Raw genomic sequence first — 20,779 nt, forward strand, 5'->3', positions numbered from 1 at the left:
GCGAGGCTTTTTTTGCGTCCTCCTCCCCATAAATATTTTTTTGGATAAGTGCAAAAAAATATCAATTGTACATCCCTATCCCAGAACCTTATTATTTAATTCAGACAAATGCATAAATATGCAGAGCGGATATCCGGTTAGCTATATGTCTCAACATAATGGATACGATGGGGGAAGCGATGATGAATACAGAAGCAAAGAAAGACGATATTATACAGGCAGTCGATGAGCGTGATGAAATGCTGCGGAGCATTTCACAGCGAATTCATGCCCACCCGGAGCTAAGCTTCCACGAACATCAGGCTCAGGGCTGGTTAACCGAGCCATTGATCGACGCCGGATTCAGTGTAGAGAAAGGCATTTCCGGCTTGCCTACCTCCTTCCGGGCAACCTGGGAAGGTACACCCGGTGGTCCAACCATCGCCTTGTTGGCCGAATATGATGCACTTCCAGGCATCGGACATGCCTGCGGACATAATCTGATCGGCACAGCAGCAGTAGGTGCTGCACTGTCTCTGAAAGCCTCCTGCCCTGATCTCCCTGGCAAAATAGTTGTACTGGGCACACCGGCTGAGGAAGAAGGCGGTGGTAAGATCATCATGTGCGAGGATGGGGTATTTGATTCGATTGATGCGGTCATGATGTGCCACCCTCAGGACAAAACGATGGTGTTACGGGGCGCTCTTGCCTGTGTAGATGCGACCTTCACTTTCCATGGCAAGCAAGCTCATGCCTCTTCCGCACCTGAGAAGGGAATCAGTGCGCTGGATGCCCTGGTGAATGCCTATGTATCTATCAACTCATTACGACAATTTATGAAGGATGATGTTCGCATTCATGGCATCATCACCAAAGGCGGGGATGCGCCAAACGTCGTCCCGGAACTCGCTGAAGCTGTATTTATTCTGCGCGCGGCCAATGTTAACGAGCTTGAAGAGGTCCGGCACAAGGTTTACCGGGCGGTACGCGCAGCGGCCGAAGGAACGGGTGCAACGGTGGATATCAGTGAGGGACTAATCTACGCTGAACGGAACAATAACAAGAAGCTGGCCGGGCTCTTTGCCGACAACTTGCAGAGATTGGGCATCGAGGTGAATGATCCACCGCAAAAGGGCGGAGTTGGATCATCGGACATCGGCAATGTCAGCCAAGTGACCGCGGCAATCCATCCCTATATCCGGCTGGGCAACGCCAACACGCACACTCCTGAGTTCGCCACTCTGGCAGGCTCCGAGGAGGGCATGATCGAGTTGAACCGCGCGGCTAAAGCGTTAGCGCTGACTACCTATGACCTGTGCAGCAACTCGGAAGCCCTTAAGCAAGTACGACATGAATTTGAGGCTTGGAAGGCACAGAAAGACGGGGGCACATCTCATACATGAACACGAAGACTAACACATCACGTCAATGGTTTAAGATGCCTCACACTTACGTTATCTTGATTTTCCTGACCCTGGTGGCAGCAGTTCTGACTTACGTTGTCCCTTCAGGTGAATTTCAACGAGTCCAGGATGAGGTTACCGGCAAGACCCTGGTTGTTCCGGACTCCTATCAAGCGGTTGAGGCCAGCCCTGTCGGATTGATCAGCCTGCCTCAGGCTGTCGTCCACGGACTGGTCGATTCAGCAGATGTTGTCTTCTTCATTCTGATTATCGGCGGTACCTTTGAAATTATTTCTTCCACCGGCACGATTGAAGCTATCACAGGCCGGGTAGCCCGCAGGTTCGCCAATCAGGGGAAATGGGTGATTCCGATCTTCATTACCCTCTTCTCGATAGCCGGCTTCACTATGGGGATGTCTACAGAAGTCATGGTGTTTGTCCCTGTCGGCATCGCCATTGCCCGAGCGCTTGGCTTCGATGCCTTGACGGGAACTGCCATGATCTCTTTGGGGGCAGCCTGCGGCTTCACCGCAGGGATTCTGAATCCATTTAACGTCGGACTGGCTCAGGCTATTGCTGAAGTACCACTCTTCTCCGGGGCCTGGCTGCGGGTCATCCTGCTGATTTGCCTGATTGCCGCAACTAGCCTGTATATTATCCGCTATGCTTCCAAGGTCAAGACCAATGCCGCGCATAGCCTGGTACATCATCTGGAGCAGGAATCCGGCACGCCGGACCTGGATTTCTCGAATCTGCCGCCGATGACACTCAAGCATTATTTAACGATCGCCACTGTCGTCTTGGGCTTTGGGTCTCTGATCTGGGGTGTCTCACAGAAGGGGTGGTGGATCGAGGAATTGGCTGCCCTGTTCCTGAGCATGGGTATCGTCTGCGGCTTCTGCGCCGGATACGGTCCTAGCCGCATCGCCAGCGAATTCGTCAAAGGAGCCAAGTCCATTACCTATGGTGCCCTCATTATCGGCTTTGCCCGGGGCATCATCATAGTACTGGACGAGGGTCGCGTCATCGACACGATCGTCAACAGCTTGGCGGGAATCGTTGGAGAATTGCCAGGGTCTGTGCAAGTCCTGGGCATGTTCGCCTTCCAGAATGTCATGAACATCTTCATCACCTCAGGAACCGGTATGGCGGTGACTACTATGCCCATCATGGTGCCGTTATCCGACCTGCTTGGCATCACCCGCCAGACTACGGTCTTGGCCTTCCATTTGGGAGATGGCATCTCGAACATGATTCTGCCAACCTCCTCTGCACTGATGGGCAGCCTGGCCGTCTCCGGTATTCCTTATCAGAAGTGGGTCAAGTTCTTCTGGCCCCTCATGTGCATCTGGATTGCGATTGGTGCGGTATTTATCGTCTTCGCTAACATCATCAAATACTGACTATATAAGTTAAATTCATGCCTTAGGCAAAGAAGCAGACGAGAAAATGTTCTTACGATCGCTGTTGCTCATAGATTTCTTGAATTAACGAATTCAGATGAAGTAGAAATCCACTCCCAAAGGCGACCAAGCATATGCTTCCCGATGCAGCTTTCTTGCAGAAAGCTTTGACCTTCTTCAGAATCATTTTTCTCGCTTGCTTGGTATGCCTATACTTTAATTCAATTTTTATAGTAACTTTCCACCAGCGCTTGGGGATTAAGCTCTCCCCCAAGCGCTTTTGATTTGTCTAGCTTCCTGAACCATTCGGTCGACCAATTCCGAAACAGTGGGGATATCCTGAATCAGACCTGTTACCTGACCGGCCCAGCCGAAGCCCGCTTCCTCATCGCCATCATGAATCCACCGTTTATTGACTTCCCCGCTAATCCATGGTTTCAGCTTGTCGTAACCAGGGTTGCTGCGCTCCAGCTCCAGAATACGCTCAGCAACAGAATTTCGCAGTACCCTGGCTGGAGATTGAATCGATTGCTTGATAATGGCCGTATCGGCCTCCGAGTTCTCAATCAGGGCATGCTGATAAGACTCCGCTGCCGCGGTACATTCCTGTGTCGCGATAAACCGGGTGCCCATCAAGATTCCCTCCGCCCCCAAGGCCTGTGCCGCCATCCAGCCACGTCCGTCACCAATTCCTCCGGCTGCAATGACGGGAATTTGCACCGCATCTACCACACGGGGAACCAATACCATCGTGCCTACGCCATCGCGTCCCAGATGTCCTCCACCCTCGTGCCCTATCGCAATGACTGCCGAGGCACCAAGCTGCTCGGCCTTCTGCGCCTGCCTGCGTGAGGATACCAGCACCAAGGTGGCGATATCGGTAGCACTTAAAATTTGCAAGATCTCGGCTGGATTCCCCCCTGTGATAGAGACGACCGGAACCCGCTCTTCCATGATGATTTGTAACCGATCGCGGAAATCGGCATGATGCATGCCCATCGCCAAGTTCACACCAATGGGCTTGTCCGTAAGCGCCCGAGCCTGCTCGATTTCCTTGCGCAGGGCCTTGGCATCCGGAAGGCTCATCGCGGTAATCTGTCCCAACCCTCCTGCATTGGACACGGCCGCTGCCAGGCCTGCATCTCCCAGATAAGCAAGCCCCCCTTGGATAATGGGATATTTGATACGCAATAGCTGGGTCAAACGTGTGCTCCAGTTCATCCTTTTATCCTCCAAATGATTAATAGCAGTACAAGCAAGCACCCGCCTGCCCAGAAATCCTGTGCCCGTAGAGTCAGCGGTCTGAACGTGCTCCTGCCCTGTCCATTCCCAAACTCCCTCGCCTCTATAGCCATCGTTAGCTGCTCAGCACGCTGAATTGTTGTCATGAAGAGGGGAATGACGATAGGAATATACGCGAGCAGACGCCTTGGCATTCTCACCGCAGCTAGATCATAACCCCGAGCCTTCTGGGCTAAAATAATCCGCTCCAGTTCCTCCATAATCGTAGGGATGAAGCGAATCGCAATGACAACCATCAAGGAAATTTGGCTGATAGGCACTCGCAATCTGGACAAAGGGGATAGCAAACTCTCCAAGCCTCTAGCTAACACCAAGGGCTTGGTCGTTAACGTTAATATCGATGCTGCAACAATCAATAACACAAGGCGCCAGGTAACAGATACGCCAGCCCAAATTCCCTCTTGGGTTAGCATGATCCAGGACCAGGTCCAGATCGTATGCGTCCCTGGTGTAGCCATGATGTTATAAAGAAAGGTAAACAACAAAATAAGCCGTAAAGGCCGCAGCATTTGCCAATAGCTAATCCAAGAAACCTTGGACATGAGTACTACAAACACCACAAACACAGTAATTACCACGTATTGCCCCAGCGAGCGTAGAGACATGACGCCTAACATCACCAGCAACATGCCAAGCAGCTTTGTCCGGGGATCAAGCCGATGAAGCAGCGAATCTCTGTCCATGAATTGCCCAAGTATCATCCTGTTGCTCATCTCTTAAGTCCTCTCGTCTGCCATACCGGAATGATGCTGTGCAGAATGTCCTGCTCCCGGCAGCTAGCCGGTTCTATTTGTTGTCCCGACAGTTCCTCAATGAGATGCAACAGTTGTATGGCTTCTGGCTGTGGCAGCCCGGCCTGCTGTAATAAATCGGAACGGTCAAGAAACAAGCTGCGAGTCTGCTCATGTCCCACAAGCCTTCCCTCATGAAGCACCATCACCTCGTCCGAATATTCTGCTACATCCTCCATATGATGTGAAATGAATATTACCGTGTGCTGATTCCCCTGCTGCCAGGTACGGAGCATTTGTAACAGGTTCTCTCGGCCGAATGCGTCAAGCCCTGCTGTCGGTTCATCGAGAATCAGCAGCTTGGGGTCAGGTATCAGCACAGACGCCAACGCGACACGCCGTTTCTGCCCCCCGCTTAGCTGAAAAGGAGCCAAGGGCAGCAGTGCTTCATCCAAGCCCACCAGCGGTAGCACCTTCTGAATGGCTTCCTCGATTTGGGAGGAAGACCAACCTTGCATACGAGGGGCAAAAGCAAGCTCCTTATATACCGTTGTCTCAAAAATTTGATGCTCGGGATGTTGAAATACCAGACCGATCTCCGGCAGGACTGCCGCCTGACCTCGCGAATCCCGGGGTAAAGGCTGTCCATGAAGAGTGTAAGCTCCCTCAAATGCAGGAATAAGCCCTTTTAGCAAATGAGCCAGAGTGGATTTACCGGCCCCACTGGCTCCGATGACGGAGATCCACTTCCCCTCCTGAAGGGTGCAGCTTATCTGCCGAAGAGCGGTTCGTCCAGCATAGCTCACACTTACTTCGTCTAACACATATGCCATTGCGCGCGAATCAACTCCTTCCAGTCCGGGGTAAGCGGAGCGGCAACACCAAGCGCATGCTGCATACGCGCAGCAAAGGGGGGCTGTAGCCCGTATTCGGCTAAGGGAAGTGTCCGGAACGCCTGCGAAGGTAGTCCGTCAAAGACAAGTCGCCCTTCGTGGAGGACCAGAACCCGCTGGGCATGCAGCGCTTCTTCCATATGGTGAGTAATCTGCACGAGAGTCACCCCTTGTCCATGCAGTTCTCCAATAATGGACATCATCTGCTGCCGACCCTGAGGGTCCAGCATGGAGGTGGCCTCGTCGAATATAATCAGTTGGGGCCTCATGGCAAGAACGGCGGCAATGGCTACCCGCTGCTTCTGGCCTCCAGACAACTGGTTCGGCTGAGCGTGCCTGTATTCCTCCATTTGAACGGCCCGCAAGACCTCATGCAAGCGCTCGTGCATCTCTTGCCGGGATAGTCCGATATTCTCCATGCCAAACACAATTTCATCCTCCACGGTCGTCGTAATGAATTGGTCGTCCGGATTTTGAAACACCATGCCTGCCTGCATATCCTCCCGTACAATCCTCCCCTGTCTAGGGGCTTGCAGGCCTGCCATCAGAAGAGCCAGCGTCGACTTGCCGGAGCCATTACCTCCGATGATCGACACGAACTCGCCCGGCCGCAGCGTCAAGCTGATCTGTTCCAGAACCGGTTGCCCAGCCCGGTAAAAAAAATCTACCTGCTCGATTGCAAGCATGATCCCTCACCCCCTTGTCTCCAGCGCTCAAATGCCAAAGCCGGATCATTTGTCGTCCATTGTTGGACCGGCTTCTGCCATAACGTCACCGCTGTACCGTTAACACCAAAAATCTCACCCGTCAAATGATCATCCGGCTGTTTCAGGAGTTGGTCGACGAAGCGGGCGACTTCCTCTGAACTCCCTACGTTCCAGTATTCAGGAACAGGCTCATTGCGAAGGGCATACTTGGCCTGCAAATGTTCGATTACCGGTCTCGTCATATCGGTGAGCGCGGCCGGAGCTACGCCATTCACCCGGATACGCTCCCCGCGCAGTTCCTCTGCCAGCGTCCAGACCATCCCCAGCATTCCCGCCTTGGCAGCACTATAATTCACTTGCCCCACCGAACCTTGCAGCCCGGCCGTCGAGGTCATCAGCACGATATCCCCACCGCGTCCGGACATATAGGGCAGCACTTCCCGTACACAATAGAAAGCACCATTCAGATGCACATTCTGCACGTCCAGCCATTCCTCATTCGTCATCTGCGCGCATTTTCGGTCCTGCAAATTCCCCGCATTATGAATCAGAACGTCAATCGGTCCAGCTTGTTCGGCAATAGCCTTCATCATAGCAGTCACCTGTGCGGCATCTGCTACATCGGCGCAATAACCCAAGGCTTCCCCGCCTTGGGTACGTATCTCTTCTACAACTAGCTCAATAGCGGGCGACCGCAGGCCATTCACGATTACAAGATAGCCACTTTGGGCGAGCTGGAGGGCCAGACTGCGGCCAATTCCCCGAGTCGCGCCAGTAATGAGAGCCCTTCTCCGATCAGGTCTATTCACCGTTCAAGCCTCCCTCACTGTGAGATAACCCCGGGCTACGAGGTCGCCGTTTTTTTCAACTACCGTAATTTCAACCTTATCATCCACAACGGCGTAGTCAAAACAAACCAACGTATCCACAAATAGCGGGCGGATGAAGGTCATGCGCGAGGATTTGATCCAGAAGGAGGGGTGCTGGCTTAAATACAAGGAATGTGCCAAGCCCATCATATACATGCCGTGGGCAATCGGGCGCTCGAAGCCTGCTTGCTTCGCAGCATCAAGCTCAAGATGGATAGCAGACGTATCGCCGGAAGCGACCGCATATTGCCGCAGGGCTTCCTTCGTTATCTTCACTGCCTTATTCATCTCCTGTCCCCTCTCTGGAAATTAACACCGTGTCTGCTGTCACGATTAACTCACCCTTACACCAACATTCAAGCCGATGAGTATACAAGGTTAACGTGCCGCTACGGCCTGTTTTTGTCTCCCGTTTCATTAATGTCAACTCGCAAGCCAGTACATCTCCCGCCTTCAAGGGAGCCTCATAGCTAAAAGACTGCTGGCCATGAATCAACGCCTTCTCCTTCGGCAGCCAGGGTACCTCATGCGTATGCCAGAAGGTAATTGGCATCGTTGGCGGAGCAATGAGTTGACCAGCCAGCTTCGGCAAAGGAGATTCTATGCTATCCCCATAGTCCCTGATAGCTTCGACTGTCAGATAGCAGGGAAAGACCATTCGGTTCATAAAGCAGCCTCCACCAGGGTGGCCATCCCCAATCCGCCGCCGACACCTAGCGTGGCCACCCCACGCTTGAAGGGCTTGTGTAGCATCTCTGCGTACAGACGGGTTATCAGAATCGCCCCGGATGCCCCGTAGGGATGGCCCAGGGCCAGTGCACCTCCAGCAGGATTCACTTTCTCCAGCGGAATCTCCAGTTCCTGCAAGGAACCCAGCACCTGAGCAGCAAAAGCTTCATTGAACTCCACTACATCAATGTCATCCACGGTTAGCTGTTGCCTTTGCAGCAGGCTGCGTAACGCCGGGACGGGACCTAGTCCCAAATAATGCGGGTCTACTCCGACCACCCTCGTATCTACAACACGCAATACCGGCTGCAGCTTCAATTCGCGGCACTTCTGTGCCGACATGATAAGCACAAGTGCTGCCCCGTCATTCATAGGACAGGCATTCCCGGCTGTGACCGTTCCTTCTTCGAGAAATACAGGCCGGAGCTGTTGCAGCTTGTCCAGACTGGTATCCGCTCTAGGGCACTCGTCCTCGTCAATCCATCTGCCCCCGGCTTGGATCGGCACAATCTCCTGCTTGAATCGCCCCGTCTGCTGAGACAGCACTGCCTTCTCATGGCTGCGCAGAGCATACAAATCCTGAGCCTCCCTGGTGATGCCGCAGGCATGAGCCACATTCTCCGCCGCTATTCCCATCTCCGGATCACCATAAGCCGCAGGGGTAAATGGTGCCCGCGTGTACAGCTCGGGCATACCCGTTGGCGTCTGCGGCTTGCGCATCCGCCATGGCGCCCGGCTCGTGCTCTCCACTCCTCCGGCCAGATAAATTTCACCGGCACCGCTTTGAATCAGCCGAGCCGCCATGTGAATGGCCTCCAGGCCGGAGCCGCACTGGCGATCAATCGTAACGCCGGGTACGCTAACGGGAAGACCGGCCTCCAGAGCTGCAACTCGGGCGATATTCCCGCCCGGGCCAACCACATTGCCGATGATTACATCATCCACGGAGTCATGGGCAAATCCCGCATCTGAACATAGCTGTCTGATGAGCGGTGCCAGCAACCTTTCCGGCTCAAGCATGCTGAGCACTCCACCCATACGTCCAATAGGGGTGCGCTTCGCCATAACGATGACTGCCTCTGTCATAAGATGATTCCTCCTTCTATCGCCTCGATCATCTGCTGACGAGCTACCTTGCCGCTGCTCGTATAGCAGAAGCTGTCCACGGTAATAAGCTCCTTGGGGATTTTGTAACTGGCTAACTGCTTAAGGCAGTAGGACCTGATATCCTCCAAGGTCCACGGTGAGCCCTCACGCCATTCAATGATAGCCGTGACCTGTTCACCCCAATGATCATCAGGCTTGCCGAATACCATGATCTCTTGAATGGAAGGAATGTTCCGCAGCACCTGCTCCACTTCCTCCGGGAAGACCTTCAGGCCGCCTGTCTTGATCATGTTCTGGGAACGTCCCGCTAGATAGAGCGCACCATTACCGTCCATACATACATAATCTCCGGTGCGAAGCCAGCCATCGCAAAATACAGCCTCCGTCTCCTCGTTTAGCCCATAGTAACCGGCAAACATCATGGGACTCCGAACATAAAGCAACCCCGCTGCCCCCGGTGATACTTCGCAGAAATCCTCATCGCGAATGGATACCTCTACACCCTTGAAGGGCTGGCCCAAGCAGCCTGGCTGCTGTTCCTCGCTCGTCACATCGGCATAGCTGATATAACTCGCCTCAGACGAACCGTAATATTCATAGAGTCTGGCTCCGGCAAAGCGCTCCCTGCATCGCTCCTTGGATCGCTCAGACCATAGGCCTCCCGAACTGATCAATGCTCCAATCGTACATGGATTGTCATCTTCCACCTGAAGCAGCGCATCAATCATAGTCGGCACCACATACAGAATCATCCCCGGAATACTGGCACACAGCCCCAGCACATCCGTTGCAGCAAATTGCGTCTGCATATGGAAAGTCCCGCCGCCAACCAGACACTGCATCAGAGCAAACAAAGAGATGGAATGGGCCAAGGGCCCGGGAGCCATCACATCCTCCATACGGTCCATTCCAAACGCTTCACCCGTAGCCTGAAAGCTCCGAAGCCACGAGCTATGCGTACGGGTATACCCCTTGGGCATCCCGGTTGTCCCTGAGGTGAAACCGATGAACAACAGTTCATTCGCTGCCTCCATCGTGGATTGCGGCTCTTGAGCAGCCAACCATGCATCATAACTTCCTGGCAGCTCACCAGCACGGGAGAAGGTAAGACGCTTACAGCAACCGTCCACCCACTCCCCAATCGAAGCCAGTTTCTCGTCGCTTACCAACACCCGAGGTTCACATTGCCGAATGACCGCAGTCACTTCGCCCGCATTCCATTTAGGATCAAGGACAACGGGTACTCCCCCTGCACAAACGGCACCTAGAAACACCTCAACAAATTCTACCCGATTTCTCGATAGAATAGCGACCTTATCGCCTGCAACAAAGACGTCAGACCTTCGCAGGCCGCCAGCTACCCTGTGCACTCGCTCCACGAGTTCGGAATACGTCAATATCCCCCGCGTGTGAGAAATAGCTACTTGATCCGGCTTCACTTGGGCATGACTTAGTATAGGTAATAGTAAATTCATGTTCCATCACTTCCAAACTCAAGATGCTGAGCTATGTATTTTGTCCTCAATAGGACTGACCGTTCTAAGCTGCATGGCAATCAGCGTAGCGGCCACCGCCTTGATCAAGTCGCCCGGGAGATACGCGGCTGCGCCCAGCAACCCTGCCCAGATCGATGTATTTGTAATCAGTGCCATCATAGGAGCGCCGATCAAATTCACTAGCAGCACGCCAAATACGATATGAATGATCAGCAGCTTCCACGTCTTCAGGTTACGCCACACTTTTTCCGTAGCCCAACCGATCGCATAAGCGGCAATGGGAAAGCTCAAAATGTACCCGGCCGACGGACCCACCAGCGCAGCGAATCCTCCCCGGCCACCCGACAATACCGGCAGACCAATAGCTACAAGTACAATGAACAAGAGCAGGCTCATCGCCCCCGTTTTTCTACCCAAAAAGGACCCGGCCAGCATAACCCCCAGTGTCTGCGCCGTAATGGGAACAGGGATAAAGCCTAACGGAAGGGGCGGAAGCATACCTAATACGGAAATAAATGCAGCTAATAGCGAAGCGTATACCAAATCTTTTGTCTTCATTGTTGTTCCTCCACCTATTGCGAAATGTATGCTTTGAATTATATTTCGCCTCTCTCCAATTGTAAACCTATTTTTATTAAACCAGGTTAACAATAGATTCATTGAAGTACTTCTACTTGTTGCCCGCAAGGATAGAGTGATAGAATGACCATTAAATACACGAAGGCGGGGCTTGCAACCTATGGAACAAAAAGACCGCAAATTTATGGCTACCTATCGAATCGGCGAAGTCGCAAATATGCTGGGCATGCATCCCCAGACCATTCGCTATTACGACAAGGCTGGCATCGTGCTGCCTGGTGAGAAGAATCACAGGAACGAACGGCTTTACGCGTCCTATGACGTATACATGATCATGATTCGCAAGCAGTATCAGAACATGGGCTTCTCCGTAGAAGAAACCGAGAAGATCTTCAACGAAGATGATATGAACGATTTGGCAAACAGTCTCGGTAGCAAGATTGCCGAAAATGAGAAGGAGCTGCTGCGGAAGCAATACTGCCTGGAAGGCATGAAGCAGCTTCAGCAACTGGTTCAATCCATTCCTTTATTTTATAAAAAATGCTTCTATCGGGTCCGCCCTGCAAGGTGGCACCATCTCCATTTGCAAGAAGATATCTTGGAGAAGTCAAGCAACGGCACGCTGGCGAGGAAGATCGCCATGGAGGCTATGCCGTTATGTCGGCATACCTTGGGCATCAGGCAATTGGATATCGCCACTCAGGAACAGCCAATCTCCACCTACTGCGACCTGACTTTGGAGCAGGAATATGCTGAATTTTTTGGCTTTGACCAAATTCCTACGGCTTTTTTCGTCGAGTCGCAGCCTTGTATTTATACGATTTTCAAGGTCGATTCCTATGATTCAGTCAAATGGAGCTACCTTGATTACGTGGAAGAGTTCATGCAATTTAATCAGCTCGAACTGAGTGGAGATGTGCAGCTTGCCACCATCGCTAATATCTTTGAAGAGACCGATAGCGCTAAGGAACGGTATCGTTATTTTGAAGCCTGGATTCCCATCAGGAACCAGATACAGTAACTGTACACCGGCATGAATTGATGATGTATAAGCAACATAAAACCCTTGAAACAAGGGAAAATAAAGGATGGTTTGGGTTCTGATGGAATCCAAATCATCCTTTTTTCTTGGAAAGCCTGTATTGACTGTACAGTAAGTGTAGCGAGTACACTTCAATTGCTTGATACTTTTTTCACAAAGTTTTTTCGTGAGAAAATCCGGCATGATATTACTGTAATGGAGGGTTCCTATGTCAACCAAAATTTTGCTATGTGAAGCGATTAACCCTAAAGGGCTGGCCCTTTTGGAGCAACAAGGATTCGAAGTCGTCGTCTCTCCTTCTACCGATGCGGAGACCTTGATTAGCCTGAGCCGGGACGTGTACGGCATGATCGTCCGCACCAGTCCCTTGCCTCGTGAAGTGATTGAAGCAGCACCGAATTTGTCCATTATCTCCCGTCACGGTATCGGTGTGGATAACATCGACGTGGAAGCAGCTACAGAACGCGGTATTTTGGTGAGTCGGGTATTGAATGCCAATGCCTACTCGGTGGCGGAATACATCGTGGCTTCAATGATGACCCTCGGAAGATATTTCTTCCCGGCAGATCACCTGATCCGAACAGGGAAGCTGTCCGAGCCTGGCGCCTCGTTGCCTGGACTGGTCAACCGCTATAAGGTTGGGGGGAGCGAGATCAAAGGCAAAAATCTGGGGATTATCGGGTTCGGCAGCATCGGCAGCATCATTGCTGATTTGGTCCAATCCTTGGGTGTCTCGGTCTATGTCTATGATGAATATGTGAAGACAACAAATCCGAATGTTACGCAAGTGAATACAGCTCAGGAATTGTACGAGCTGGCCGACTTCGTCACGATTAATGTGCCTTTGACAGAAACGACGAAGAATATGATTACTTTGGATACGTTGCAACAAATGAAGCCTTCCGCCTATTTGATTAACGCCAGCCGCGGGGGGATCGTTAACGAAGCGGATCTGGCAGAAGCGCTGAATCGGGATATCATCGCCGGCGCCGCTGTAGACGTGTATTCTGTTGAGCCACCAGAGCTGGCTAACCCGTTGTTCTCGGCCAAGAACGTTATGCTTACGCCGCATATTGCGGGTACCACCGCCGAAGCCATCGAGAACCTTTCCATCGGTGCCGCGCAAGCGATCGTTGATTTCCATGCCGGTAAGACACCTGCCTATGTAGTTAATCCGGCAGTTCTAGAGAAGTAGGTGAACCCATTGAAGAATACAAATACCAAAAAAATCATCGGCGCGGTTCTCGGTCTGCTTTTCGCCATCGTCATCGCGTTTCTTCCTCCCTTTGAAGGGCTGGATCAATCATCCATGATCGTATTGGGAACTTTGGCCGGGGCCATCGTATTCTGGATTGCCGACGTCATGCCTGATTTTGCCGTTGCGCTGATCATGTGTGCGTCCTGGGTTGTCCTCAAGGTCGTTCCGTTCAACGTAGCGTTCTCCCAATTCTCCGGCACAAGCTGGTGGATGGTCATTGGCGGCCTGGGCATCGGGATTGCCGTTAGTGGCTCGGGATTGATGAAGCGCATTGCTCTACATGTGATGAAATTCTTCCCGACAACGTTCCGAGGACAAAGTCTGGCTGTGCTGCTGGCGGGATTAATCGTATCTCCGACCATTCCTAGCACCAATGCCAAAGGCTCCATCGCCGCTCCACTCAGCTTGTCCATCAGCGACACGATGGGGTATGAAAGAAAGAGCAAGCCTAGCGCGGGTCTATTCCTCTCCATGTTCTTTGGCTTCGTCTGTGCTTCGCCTATCTTTCTAAGCGCCACCTTTATGAACTATGTCGGCCGTGGGCTGCTGGATGAATCCGTTCAGAAGCAATTGACCTGGGGCAACTGGTTCCTGTATGCCTTGCCGTGGTCCATCGTATTTATTGTTGGCAGCTATTTTGCCATCCGACATTTCTTCAAGCCAGAGAAGGATACCAAGCTACCTGGAGACTTCCTGAGCAACCAGCTTAAAGACCTGGGTAAAATGAGCAAAAACGAAAAAATCACCGCCATCGTCTTAGTGGGTACGCTCGCTCTGTGGATGCTGGAGAAGACGACGGGGATCTCTTCCGCTGTTATAGCCATTCTGGCCGTATCTATTCTGGTGGGCCTGAAGGTCATCAGCGTCGCTGACTTCAAGAATAAAATACCTTGGAACGCCATTATCTTTATCGGCTGCGCCTTGAATCTGGGCACAGTGCTTCCGGAAGTAGGTATTGATCAATGGATCGGCAGCACACTAACGCCAATTATCAAGCCCGTGTTGCAGAACCCTTACATTCTGGTCGTGGTGTTGGCCTTGCTGGTCTATGCCATTCGCTTCCTGCTCGTTTCCTTGTCCGCAGCCGTGACCATCTTCATTCTGATTGTGCTACCGCTGCTGGCTAATACGGATATCAGCCCGTTCATCATTGCCTTTGCCACGATTACCTCGGTGAATATCTGGATTCTGCAATACCAGAATCCACCGTTCCTGACGACGTATTATGCGATCGACGGGAAAATGGCTACCGCCAAACAAACCATGCTGGGATCGGTCATTTATATGGTCGTTAACATCGTCGGTCTACTGGTCAGCGTACCCGTCTGGCAATGGCTGGGCCTGATTGGATAAGACAACTCATTCGTAAGCCGCTACGCTCCTTTCCAGGAATGTAGCGGCTTTTTATCGTTTGAATTTCCATTTTGATAATCATTATACTAATATTGACATTTTAAATCAGAAAGGTTATATTTAATTTGCATTAATGGATGTTTATTCCATTTTATTGTCTATGATTCTAGTTCTATGATTTTAATAAGAAAGGAGGAAAGATGTCTTTTTTAATATCATTATGTAATCGCTTACAAACTATAGTCAGCTTGGGTTCGATTTCTGCTTTTGTCGCCGGAATGAACATCCCATCTCATTTTCAGGAGGTATTCCTATGCTGAACTATCATTTCAAGAAGCTAATCGTGCCTTGTCTTGTGACCGCACTTATCCTGGGCGCTCTCCCCGTCGGCTTTGCGAGTGGAGACAACACCCCCGTCCCCACCTCCCCATCCGAATCAGCCGATTCCCTGACCTACAATTCAGATATCTCCCTGCAAGCCGTCAATACGGATTCACTCTTGAACAAACATCGGAATATTAGTGATTTTATCAGCGGAGATCTGGCCAAAGATACCATCTTGGCTAATAATATCATCACTTGGCAAATGCCCCATGGCGGCTTCTATAAGGATATGCTGGATAAGTACAAGAAGCCTTGGGACGGCAAAGAAGCCCGATCAGGCTGGAAAGCCTCGGGCGTAGAATTAGGCACAATCGACAATAAAGCTACCGTTGCGGAAATTCGCTTCCTCGCTTATATGTATAACAAAACCAGCAACAATGCTTATCGGACAAGCTTGCGTAAAGCGGTAGATTTCATTACAGGTATGCAGTATCCCTCCGGCGGCTTCCCCCAAGTCTATCCGAAGCGGAGTAACTATTCCGATGCTGTCACCTTCAATGATGATGCTATGGTTCGAGTCCTCGTATTAATAGATGACATGATCCAACGGAAAGGGGATTTCAGCAACAGCAATCTACTGACCAATGAGCAGTATAGCAAGCTTGGCACAGCAATGGATAAAAGCATTGATTATATTCTTCGCTCTCAGATTGTTAATAACGGAGTCCGAACGGTATGGGGCGCTCAGCATGACCCTGTGAACTATGCTCCGGTAGCTGCCCGCGCCTATGAGTTACCTTCCAAATCCGGCAGCGAATCCGTCGGGATTGTAGCTTTCCTGATGTCCAGATCCCAGACCACCGAGATCCAACGAGCCGCCAAGGCCGCTCTCCAATGGTTCGATACCGTCCGAACAGATGGTATTAAATACGTAAGGCAAGGACCGGATTATTTCATCAGCGATCCCTCCAGCGTCATTTGGTACCGCTTCTATAATGTAGAGGACAACCGCCATTTCTTCGCCGATCGGGATGGCAAGAAATACTTCGATATCCTGCAAATTAGTGAGGAACGCCGCCATGGATATTCCTGGGCCGGCTCCTATGCCCGTGATCTGCTGCAATTAGCCTCGGACAGCGGTTATTACCAGCTCTCCCGACCTCTGCCCCGCTAAAAGGCAAGGACCGTCCGGCTTACAAGCTCCGGTCGGTCCTTCTGTTCTTGTATCCTTGCACTTATGCTTCATCATAGGGTTTGGAAATAGCGACCTCGTTGGATACCGGATTGTTCTCCTTGGCTCCGGCCCCAGCTTCGCCATGGCCTGCCCCAAACAAATTAAGCACGATCACCCCAACCACAATTAAGCCAATCCCTACCACACTCCCGGCATTCACCTTCTCCTTCCAGATCAGGATAGAGATAAGCGCCGTCGCCACCGTCCCTACGCCTGACCAGATGGCATACGTCATATTTAATGGAAGCGTCTTGAGCGATATGGACAGGAAATAAAAGGCGGCGACAAACGCAATCACCGTTCCTAAGGTGGGGAAAAGTCTGGTGAACCCGTTCGATGCCTTCAGCAAAGAAGTCCCCAGCAGCTCCAGCATGATCGAGAATGCCAGAAATAGATAAGCCATCATCATTGTTGCTCCTCCTGTATGCTTGCTTTGATATGTTCAATAATTTGTTGTCTGAACGCTCCTTGTGGTGAGGCAAGTCCGAACATGTCGGCTAACCATAAACCATCGATGGCTAACCGGGCCATCGTTGAGCGTACCGGGTCCACGTCATCGTGCTCCATCTTCTCCTGAACTTCAACGTAGGTCTCTTGAAGCTGCTGAAGCATATCCGGGTTGGTGAAATGGGCCGCTGATATGCCGACGTACAAATCACAGAATTCCTCTTGTACTGACGTGTCCACATAAGAACGCGTCCACTTGCCCTTGCTGTCGGGGTCCTCTTCTGCCCTGCTTCTAAAATCAGAGATGAAGCGATCGGACAGTTGTTCGATCATCCCCAGAATCAAAGCATCCTTGCTGGGAAAATGATAAAGCAAACCTCCCTTGCTAATGCCTGCCTTCGTGGCTACAGCCTCCAAAGTCAGCTTCTCCATCCCTTCTTCACGAATAAGCTTAGACACCGTGTTCAAGATCAGTTCCCGCTTTTGTTCCTTCTTAGACTTCACCGATCATACCCCCTCTAGTTATTTATTATACCGTCTGGACGGTTTTTTTCAAGCAGAAAAATAACCCGCTTTTCATTTTGGATTGACTCTTGTCCCGCTCAACTATATGCTTTTCTCATGAATAGCAGCAGCTTAGGGATGGAGGGCAGGTCATTGAGTACAGATATTGTTGAGCTTCAAATTCCGCCGTTACCCTACTATTTGGGCTCTGGCCGTTCAGAATTCTCCCCGGGAGATCGCCACCCCAACCGCAAGAAGCTGGGCATTTATGACCTGTTAATTATGGTGAAAGGTGAATTGCATATTGGGGAGAATGGACAGGAGTGGACCTTGCAAAAGGGGGATACCCTGCTGCTTGCACCTGACGGTGAGCATTACGCCGTAAAGCCTTGTGAGCAGGCTACTATATTTTACTGGATTCATTTCGAGCATGATGCCCCGCCAGTCCAACCGGACCTTCTTGTCCAAGCAATAGATTCTCCGCCCCTTTCGCGCCCCTTCAACAACGCCTATACGCTACGACTGCCCAAGCATACGCAGCTAGCCAGCCCTGCGGCAGCTTATGCCTTGATGGAGCAGTTGCTTGCCGTGCCCATGACGAACTCGTTCTGGCAGGAGCAACGCTGTCTGGCCGATCTGCTATCCATGCTTGAGGAAGGCGAAGGCAGCGAAGCCGGCTTGGCAGCCACGCGGCTGGCCGAGAGGGCCTCTGCCTATATTCAGGAGCATTACCGGGAGAAGGTAACCAATGAAGCGCTGTCCTCCGCTCTTCATTTTCACACCAATTATATTGTGCGCTGCATGAAGTCGAGATATGGACGGACCCCGCTCGAATATTTGCAGGATTTCCGTCTGGAACAGGCCAAGCGGCTGTTAATTACCACGGAGTGGTCCATCGAACGGATCGCTGAGGAAATTGGCTTTCGCTACACTCCTTATTTCTCGGCTTGCTTCAAGCAAAATGTGGGGATATCGCCGTTCCAGTTCCGCAAGCAATATTTCAGTTAACTCAAAAAGGGATTGAGAACGTAAATTACGCTCTCAATCCCTTATCTTTCTTCTAATAGCTGGTATCAATCGACTCGTTCCTCGTCGGCAATAAGATAGACCTTAATCTTATCGTGCACGTTATTCACGTTGTCCAGTTCATTGTATTCCCCGGCTTCCGTAAGTATTCCATAGTGCAGAGTACCTGCCATCCATCCATGAGAGTAGTAGACATAGTCTCCCGCATAAGATGGGCGCTCTCCCCATTCCTTACTTACAGCCGGAACGATATTCTTGATCACGTCCGGTTCCCCGGATGGCTTGTCCGTCACTTCTCCTTCCCAGACTTGCCATGCCGCATAATCACGAACCTCATAATAGCGGATATAGTTGCCTTCTTGGGTAAAGAAGCTTTTTGCATGACCGTAAGGGAAATAATATAGTGTGTTCCGCACATCCATAGTGGAGCCCAAATGAGCATTCAAGCTAATGCGGGGCAACTCCAGAACAGCTTGACGTGCTACCGCCAGGTCGTTGCTTTCCGTATCCTCATTCCCCGGAGCCTCATACACGACGGCAGTTCTAGTTGTTGCATCCCAGAACGTCAACGTATCCAGAGACTCCGCAATAAATCGCAAGGGCACATACACCGAACCATCTACAATTCGAGGAGTTTCACTGGCCGTTATTTTTTCTGTTCCTTTCAGCGCCTCCTTGCTCCCAATAGTTAGCTTAAGCGTCTCCCCCGTTAATGTATCCTGAACGGAAACGGTCTTGGTTGCGTTATCCCAATTCACGGTAAGAAAAGGCATTTCATTGATGGTTCGGATCGGTACCATGGTTGTTTGATTGATAATGAGCGCCTTCTCATTGGTTAACTTTTGCCCATTAATGTTCAAACTCACCGATGAATTGTCCGCGGAGGCCGTACTGTTCCACAACATCCCTGTCGCCAACAACATGCAGAATGCTAGCAAGCCTTGTTTTCTCATACAATCCCTCATCTCCTTCACATCGATATCCCAAATGGATAAATATAAATCTCCTGCCTAATTATATATAAACAAAAAAACCGAAATGACCCAAAATATTTTTGGGACATTCGGCTTTTTCTAATTTTGGAGAAACAAAGTGGTCGCCTTTGCGAATGGATTTCAACCCTACGAACCCGTAGCGCCTTCTCTTACCTCTAATTTGGCCTTTAACCGCGGGTAAATTTGCTCATAGAGTTTCTTGCGCAAGGACTGATGAACCAACGCCAACGTTAAAGTAATGACAATCAGAATAGCAGGCACAATATACAGCACCGGGTTATCTACAAAGAACCCGAATACGTCGAACGACGGATTAATCCACTTCCCGTATACAAATGCCGCCGCAATAATCAGAAACACGGGGACGGCTACAATGCCAGACCATTTGTTGACAGCGTTCATCTTGCGATACACAGATTGATAGGTGTCTTCCTTAAGATATTCCTCCAGGAAAAAGCATTGCTTGTCAAAGGAATCGCTCTTTCTGACTGGCAATTGGTTCGTTGTAATATGCTTATGCAGCACATCCAGCTCGTGGCTGAATTCCAGAGTTTTTAACAGAATTTTTCCCGCATTCATCGTACAGCACATCCTCGAAATTGATTAATTAACCACCAAGACAATGTGATTATTATACTACCAACCGAGGTGCAAATCATTAGTATCTTGGTACTGTATTTGCGAAAATACCGCTGTCTTCCTGGGCCTTAGGTATGGTTTACAAGAGGCGCCGTACCTTATTTAGAACTCGCTATAGAGCAAGCCTTGAACCGGGCTACATAAGCCGCTGCCAATTCGGTAATTTGGTCGTAACGCCCCTCCTTGGCCGGAGCGGTCAGATTCCCGCCAATGCCTACCGCCAGGCAGCCGGCCTTCAGCCATTGCTCCATATTATCAAGATCAACTCCGCCCGTCGGCATGATGTTGACATGAGGCATCGGCCCCTTCACCGCCTTGACAAAGCCAGGGCCATAAGCGCTGCCTGGGAACAATTTGAGAACATCTGCCCCGTGCTTCAACGCTTCCTTGATTTCGCTTAACGTCAGTACTCCCGGCATATAGGGAATACCGTACAGGTTGCATAGCTGTGCGGTCTCCTGATCAAAGGATGGGCTAACCACAAATTCCGCACCTGCCAGCATGGCAATCCTCGCCGTTACCGGGTCAAGCACCGTTCCGGCACCGACCAGTGCCTGGTCGCCATATTGGGCTACCAGCCGACGAATAACCTCTTGGGCGTCCGGCGTAGTGAACGTCACTTCCAGATTCGTGAGTCCGCCATTCACGCAAGCGACCGCCATGTTATAAGCTTCCTCTCCGCTCTCTGCACGGATGACCGCCACCACGCCGCACTCCTGCAAACCTCCTAATACCTTAAGCTTCTTCATCTGCTCCTCC

General features: G+C 51.1%; 22 protein-coding genes. 7 read left to right on the plus strand and 15 right to left on the minus strand.

Annotated elements, in window-relative coordinates; all coding sequences use genetic code 11:
* Positions 1-179 precede the first annotated feature (179 nt).
* Positions 180-1,382 (plus strand): M20 family metallopeptidase, encoded by a 1,203-nt coding sequence (locus tag AC1VOR_RS03505; protein ID WP_482615883.1) that lies wholly within the window; start codon positions 180-182, stop codon positions 1,380-1,382.
* A complete protein-coding gene (locus tag AC1VOR_RS03510; protein WP_482615884.1) occupies positions 1,379-2,785 on the plus strand; it encodes a YfcC family protein in 1,407 nt (468 codons plus the stop codon). The genes AC1VOR_RS03505 and AC1VOR_RS03510 overlap by 4 nt, the downstream gene beginning before the upstream one ends.
* Before the next feature lie 258 nt (positions 2,786-3,043).
* On the opposite strand, the gene AC1VOR_RS03515 is transcribed toward AC1VOR_RS03510, so the two are convergent.
* Genes AC1VOR_RS03515 through AC1VOR_RS03560 form a run of 10 tightly spaced genes read right to left on the minus strand, consistent with a single transcriptional unit; the run spans position 3,044 to position 11,177 of the window.
* On the minus strand, positions 3,044-4,006 hold the full coding sequence (locus tag AC1VOR_RS03515) for an NAD(P)H-dependent flavin oxidoreductase (protein WP_482615885.1): 963 nt from the start codon (positions 4,004-4,006) through the stop codon (positions 3,044-3,046).
* Positions 4,003-4,800, minus strand: coding sequence for an energy-coupling factor transporter transmembrane component T family protein (locus AC1VOR_RS03520; protein WP_482615886.1), 798 nt, complete (start codon positions 4,798-4,800; stop codon positions 4,003-4,005). The genes AC1VOR_RS03515 and AC1VOR_RS03520 overlap by 4 nt, the downstream gene beginning before the upstream one ends.
* Positions 4,797-5,651, minus strand: coding sequence for an ATP-binding cassette domain-containing protein (locus AC1VOR_RS03525; RefSeq protein WP_482615887.1), 855 nt, complete (start codon positions 5,649-5,651; stop codon positions 4,797-4,799). Before AC1VOR_RS03525 ends, AC1VOR_RS03520 begins: the two co-directional genes overlap by 4 nt.
* Positions 5,636-6,397: an ATP-binding cassette domain-containing protein gene (locus tag AC1VOR_RS03530; protein WP_482615888.1), complete on the minus strand. Its 762-nt coding sequence runs from the start codon at positions 6,395-6,397 to the stop codon at positions 5,636-5,638. Before AC1VOR_RS03530 ends, AC1VOR_RS03525 begins: the two co-directional genes overlap by 16 nt.
* Positions 6,376-7,227 carry an SDR family NAD(P)-dependent oxidoreductase gene (locus tag AC1VOR_RS03535; RefSeq protein WP_482615889.1) on the minus strand — a complete coding sequence of 284 codons (852 nt, stop codon included), beginning with the start codon at positions 7,225-7,227 and terminating at the stop codon, positions 6,376-6,378. Before AC1VOR_RS03535 ends, AC1VOR_RS03530 begins: the two co-directional genes overlap by 22 nt.
* A 3-nt stretch (positions 7,228-7,230) precedes the next feature.
* The gene (locus AC1VOR_RS03540; protein WP_482615890.1) at positions 7,231-7,575 is read right to left on the minus strand and encodes a MaoC family dehydratase; all 345 of its coding nucleotides are present in this window, start codon (positions 7,573-7,575) and stop codon (positions 7,231-7,233) included.
* A complete protein-coding gene (locus tag AC1VOR_RS03545; protein ID WP_482615891.1) occupies positions 7,568-7,954 on the minus strand; it encodes an FAS1-like dehydratase domain-containing protein in 387 nt (128 codons plus the stop codon). The genes AC1VOR_RS03540 and AC1VOR_RS03545 overlap by 8 nt, the downstream gene beginning before the upstream one ends.
* Positions 7,951-9,102, minus strand: a complete 1,152-nt coding sequence (locus tag AC1VOR_RS03550; RefSeq protein ID WP_482615892.1) for a thiolase family protein — start codon at positions 9,100-9,102, stop codon at positions 7,951-7,953. The genes AC1VOR_RS03545 and AC1VOR_RS03550 overlap by 4 nt, the downstream gene beginning before the upstream one ends.
* Positions 9,099-10,598 (minus strand): class I adenylate-forming enzyme family protein, encoded by a 1,500-nt coding sequence (locus tag AC1VOR_RS03555; RefSeq protein ID WP_482615893.1) that lies wholly within the window; start codon positions 10,596-10,598, stop codon positions 9,099-9,101. Before AC1VOR_RS03555 ends, AC1VOR_RS03550 begins: the two co-directional genes overlap by 4 nt.
* An 18-nt stretch (positions 10,599-10,616) precedes the next feature.
* Positions 10,617-11,177, minus strand: coding sequence for a biotin transporter BioY (locus tag AC1VOR_RS03560; protein ID WP_482615894.1), 561 nt, complete (start codon positions 11,175-11,177; stop codon positions 10,617-10,619).
* Positions 11,178-11,358: 181 nt separating this feature from the next.
* On the opposite strand from AC1VOR_RS03560, the gene AC1VOR_RS03565 reads away from it, so the two are divergent.
* The 4 genes from AC1VOR_RS03565 (at position 11,359) to pelA (ending at position 16,349) form a co-directional block, all read left to right on the plus strand.
* On the plus strand, positions 11,359-12,219 hold the full coding sequence (locus tag AC1VOR_RS03565; RefSeq protein WP_482615895.1) for a MerR family transcriptional regulator: 861 nt from the start codon (positions 11,359-11,361) through the stop codon (positions 12,217-12,219).
* A 229-nt stretch (positions 12,220-12,448) separates the two neighbouring features.
* Positions 12,449-13,435 (plus strand): hydroxyacid dehydrogenase, encoded by a 987-nt coding sequence (locus AC1VOR_RS03570; protein ID WP_482615896.1) that lies wholly within the window; start codon positions 12,449-12,451, stop codon positions 13,433-13,435.
* Positions 13,436-13,444: 9 nt separating this feature from the next.
* Complete coding sequence (locus AC1VOR_RS03575) at positions 13,445-14,851, plus strand: SLC13 family permease (protein ID WP_482615897.1); 1,407 nt, start codon at positions 13,445-13,447, stop codon at positions 14,849-14,851.
* 313 nt (positions 14,852-15,164) lie between these two features.
* Positions 15,165-16,349 carry a pectate lyase gene (pelA, locus tag AC1VOR_RS03580; protein WP_482615898.1) on the plus strand — a complete coding sequence of 395 codons (1,185 nt, stop codon included), beginning with the start codon at positions 15,165-15,167 and terminating at the stop codon, positions 16,347-16,349.
* Between the two features lie 61 nt (positions 16,350-16,410).
* On the opposite strand, the gene AC1VOR_RS03585 is transcribed toward pelA, so the two are convergent.
* Both AC1VOR_RS03585 and AC1VOR_RS03590 read right to left on the minus strand, forming a co-directional pair.
* Positions 16,411-16,812: a DMT family transporter gene (locus AC1VOR_RS03585; protein WP_482616392.1), complete on the minus strand. Its 402-nt coding sequence runs from the start codon at positions 16,810-16,812 to the stop codon at positions 16,411-16,413.
* Positions 16,813-16,814: 2 nt separating this feature from the next.
* Positions 16,815-17,360: a TetR/AcrR family transcriptional regulator gene (locus AC1VOR_RS03590; RefSeq protein ID WP_482615899.1), complete on the minus strand. Its 546-nt coding sequence runs from the start codon at positions 17,358-17,360 to the stop codon at positions 16,815-16,817.
* A gap of 153 nt (positions 17,361-17,513) precedes the next feature.
* Here AC1VOR_RS03590 and AC1VOR_RS03595 point away from each other — a divergent pair, with 153 nt between their 5' ends.
* Positions 17,514-18,368, plus strand: coding sequence for a helix-turn-helix domain-containing protein (locus AC1VOR_RS03595; RefSeq protein ID WP_482615900.1), 855 nt, complete (start codon positions 17,514-17,516; stop codon positions 18,366-18,368).
* Positions 18,369-18,433: 65 nt separating this feature from the next.
* Here the strand turns inward: AC1VOR_RS03595 and AC1VOR_RS03600 are convergent, their stop codons facing one another.
* From AC1VOR_RS03600 to AC1VOR_RS03610, 3 genes are all read right to left on the minus strand, one after another.
* Positions 18,434-19,339: a copper amine oxidase N-terminal domain-containing protein gene (locus AC1VOR_RS03600; protein WP_482615901.1), complete on the minus strand. Its 906-nt coding sequence runs from the start codon at positions 19,337-19,339 to the stop codon at positions 18,434-18,436.
* A gap of 168 nt (positions 19,340-19,507) precedes the next feature.
* Positions 19,508-19,960, minus strand: coding sequence for a DUF6097 family protein (locus tag AC1VOR_RS03605; protein ID WP_482615902.1), 453 nt, complete (start codon positions 19,958-19,960; stop codon positions 19,508-19,510).
* A gap of 158 nt (positions 19,961-20,118) precedes the next feature.
* Positions 20,119-20,769, minus strand: coding sequence for a bifunctional 2-keto-4-hydroxyglutarate aldolase/2-keto-3-deoxy-6-phosphogluconate aldolase (locus AC1VOR_RS03610; RefSeq protein ID WP_482615903.1), 651 nt, complete (start codon positions 20,767-20,769; stop codon positions 20,119-20,121).
* Between the last annotated feature and the right edge of the window lie 10 nt (positions 20,770-20,779).

Source organism: Paenibacillus sp. 1SOY10, assembly GCF_056836745.1.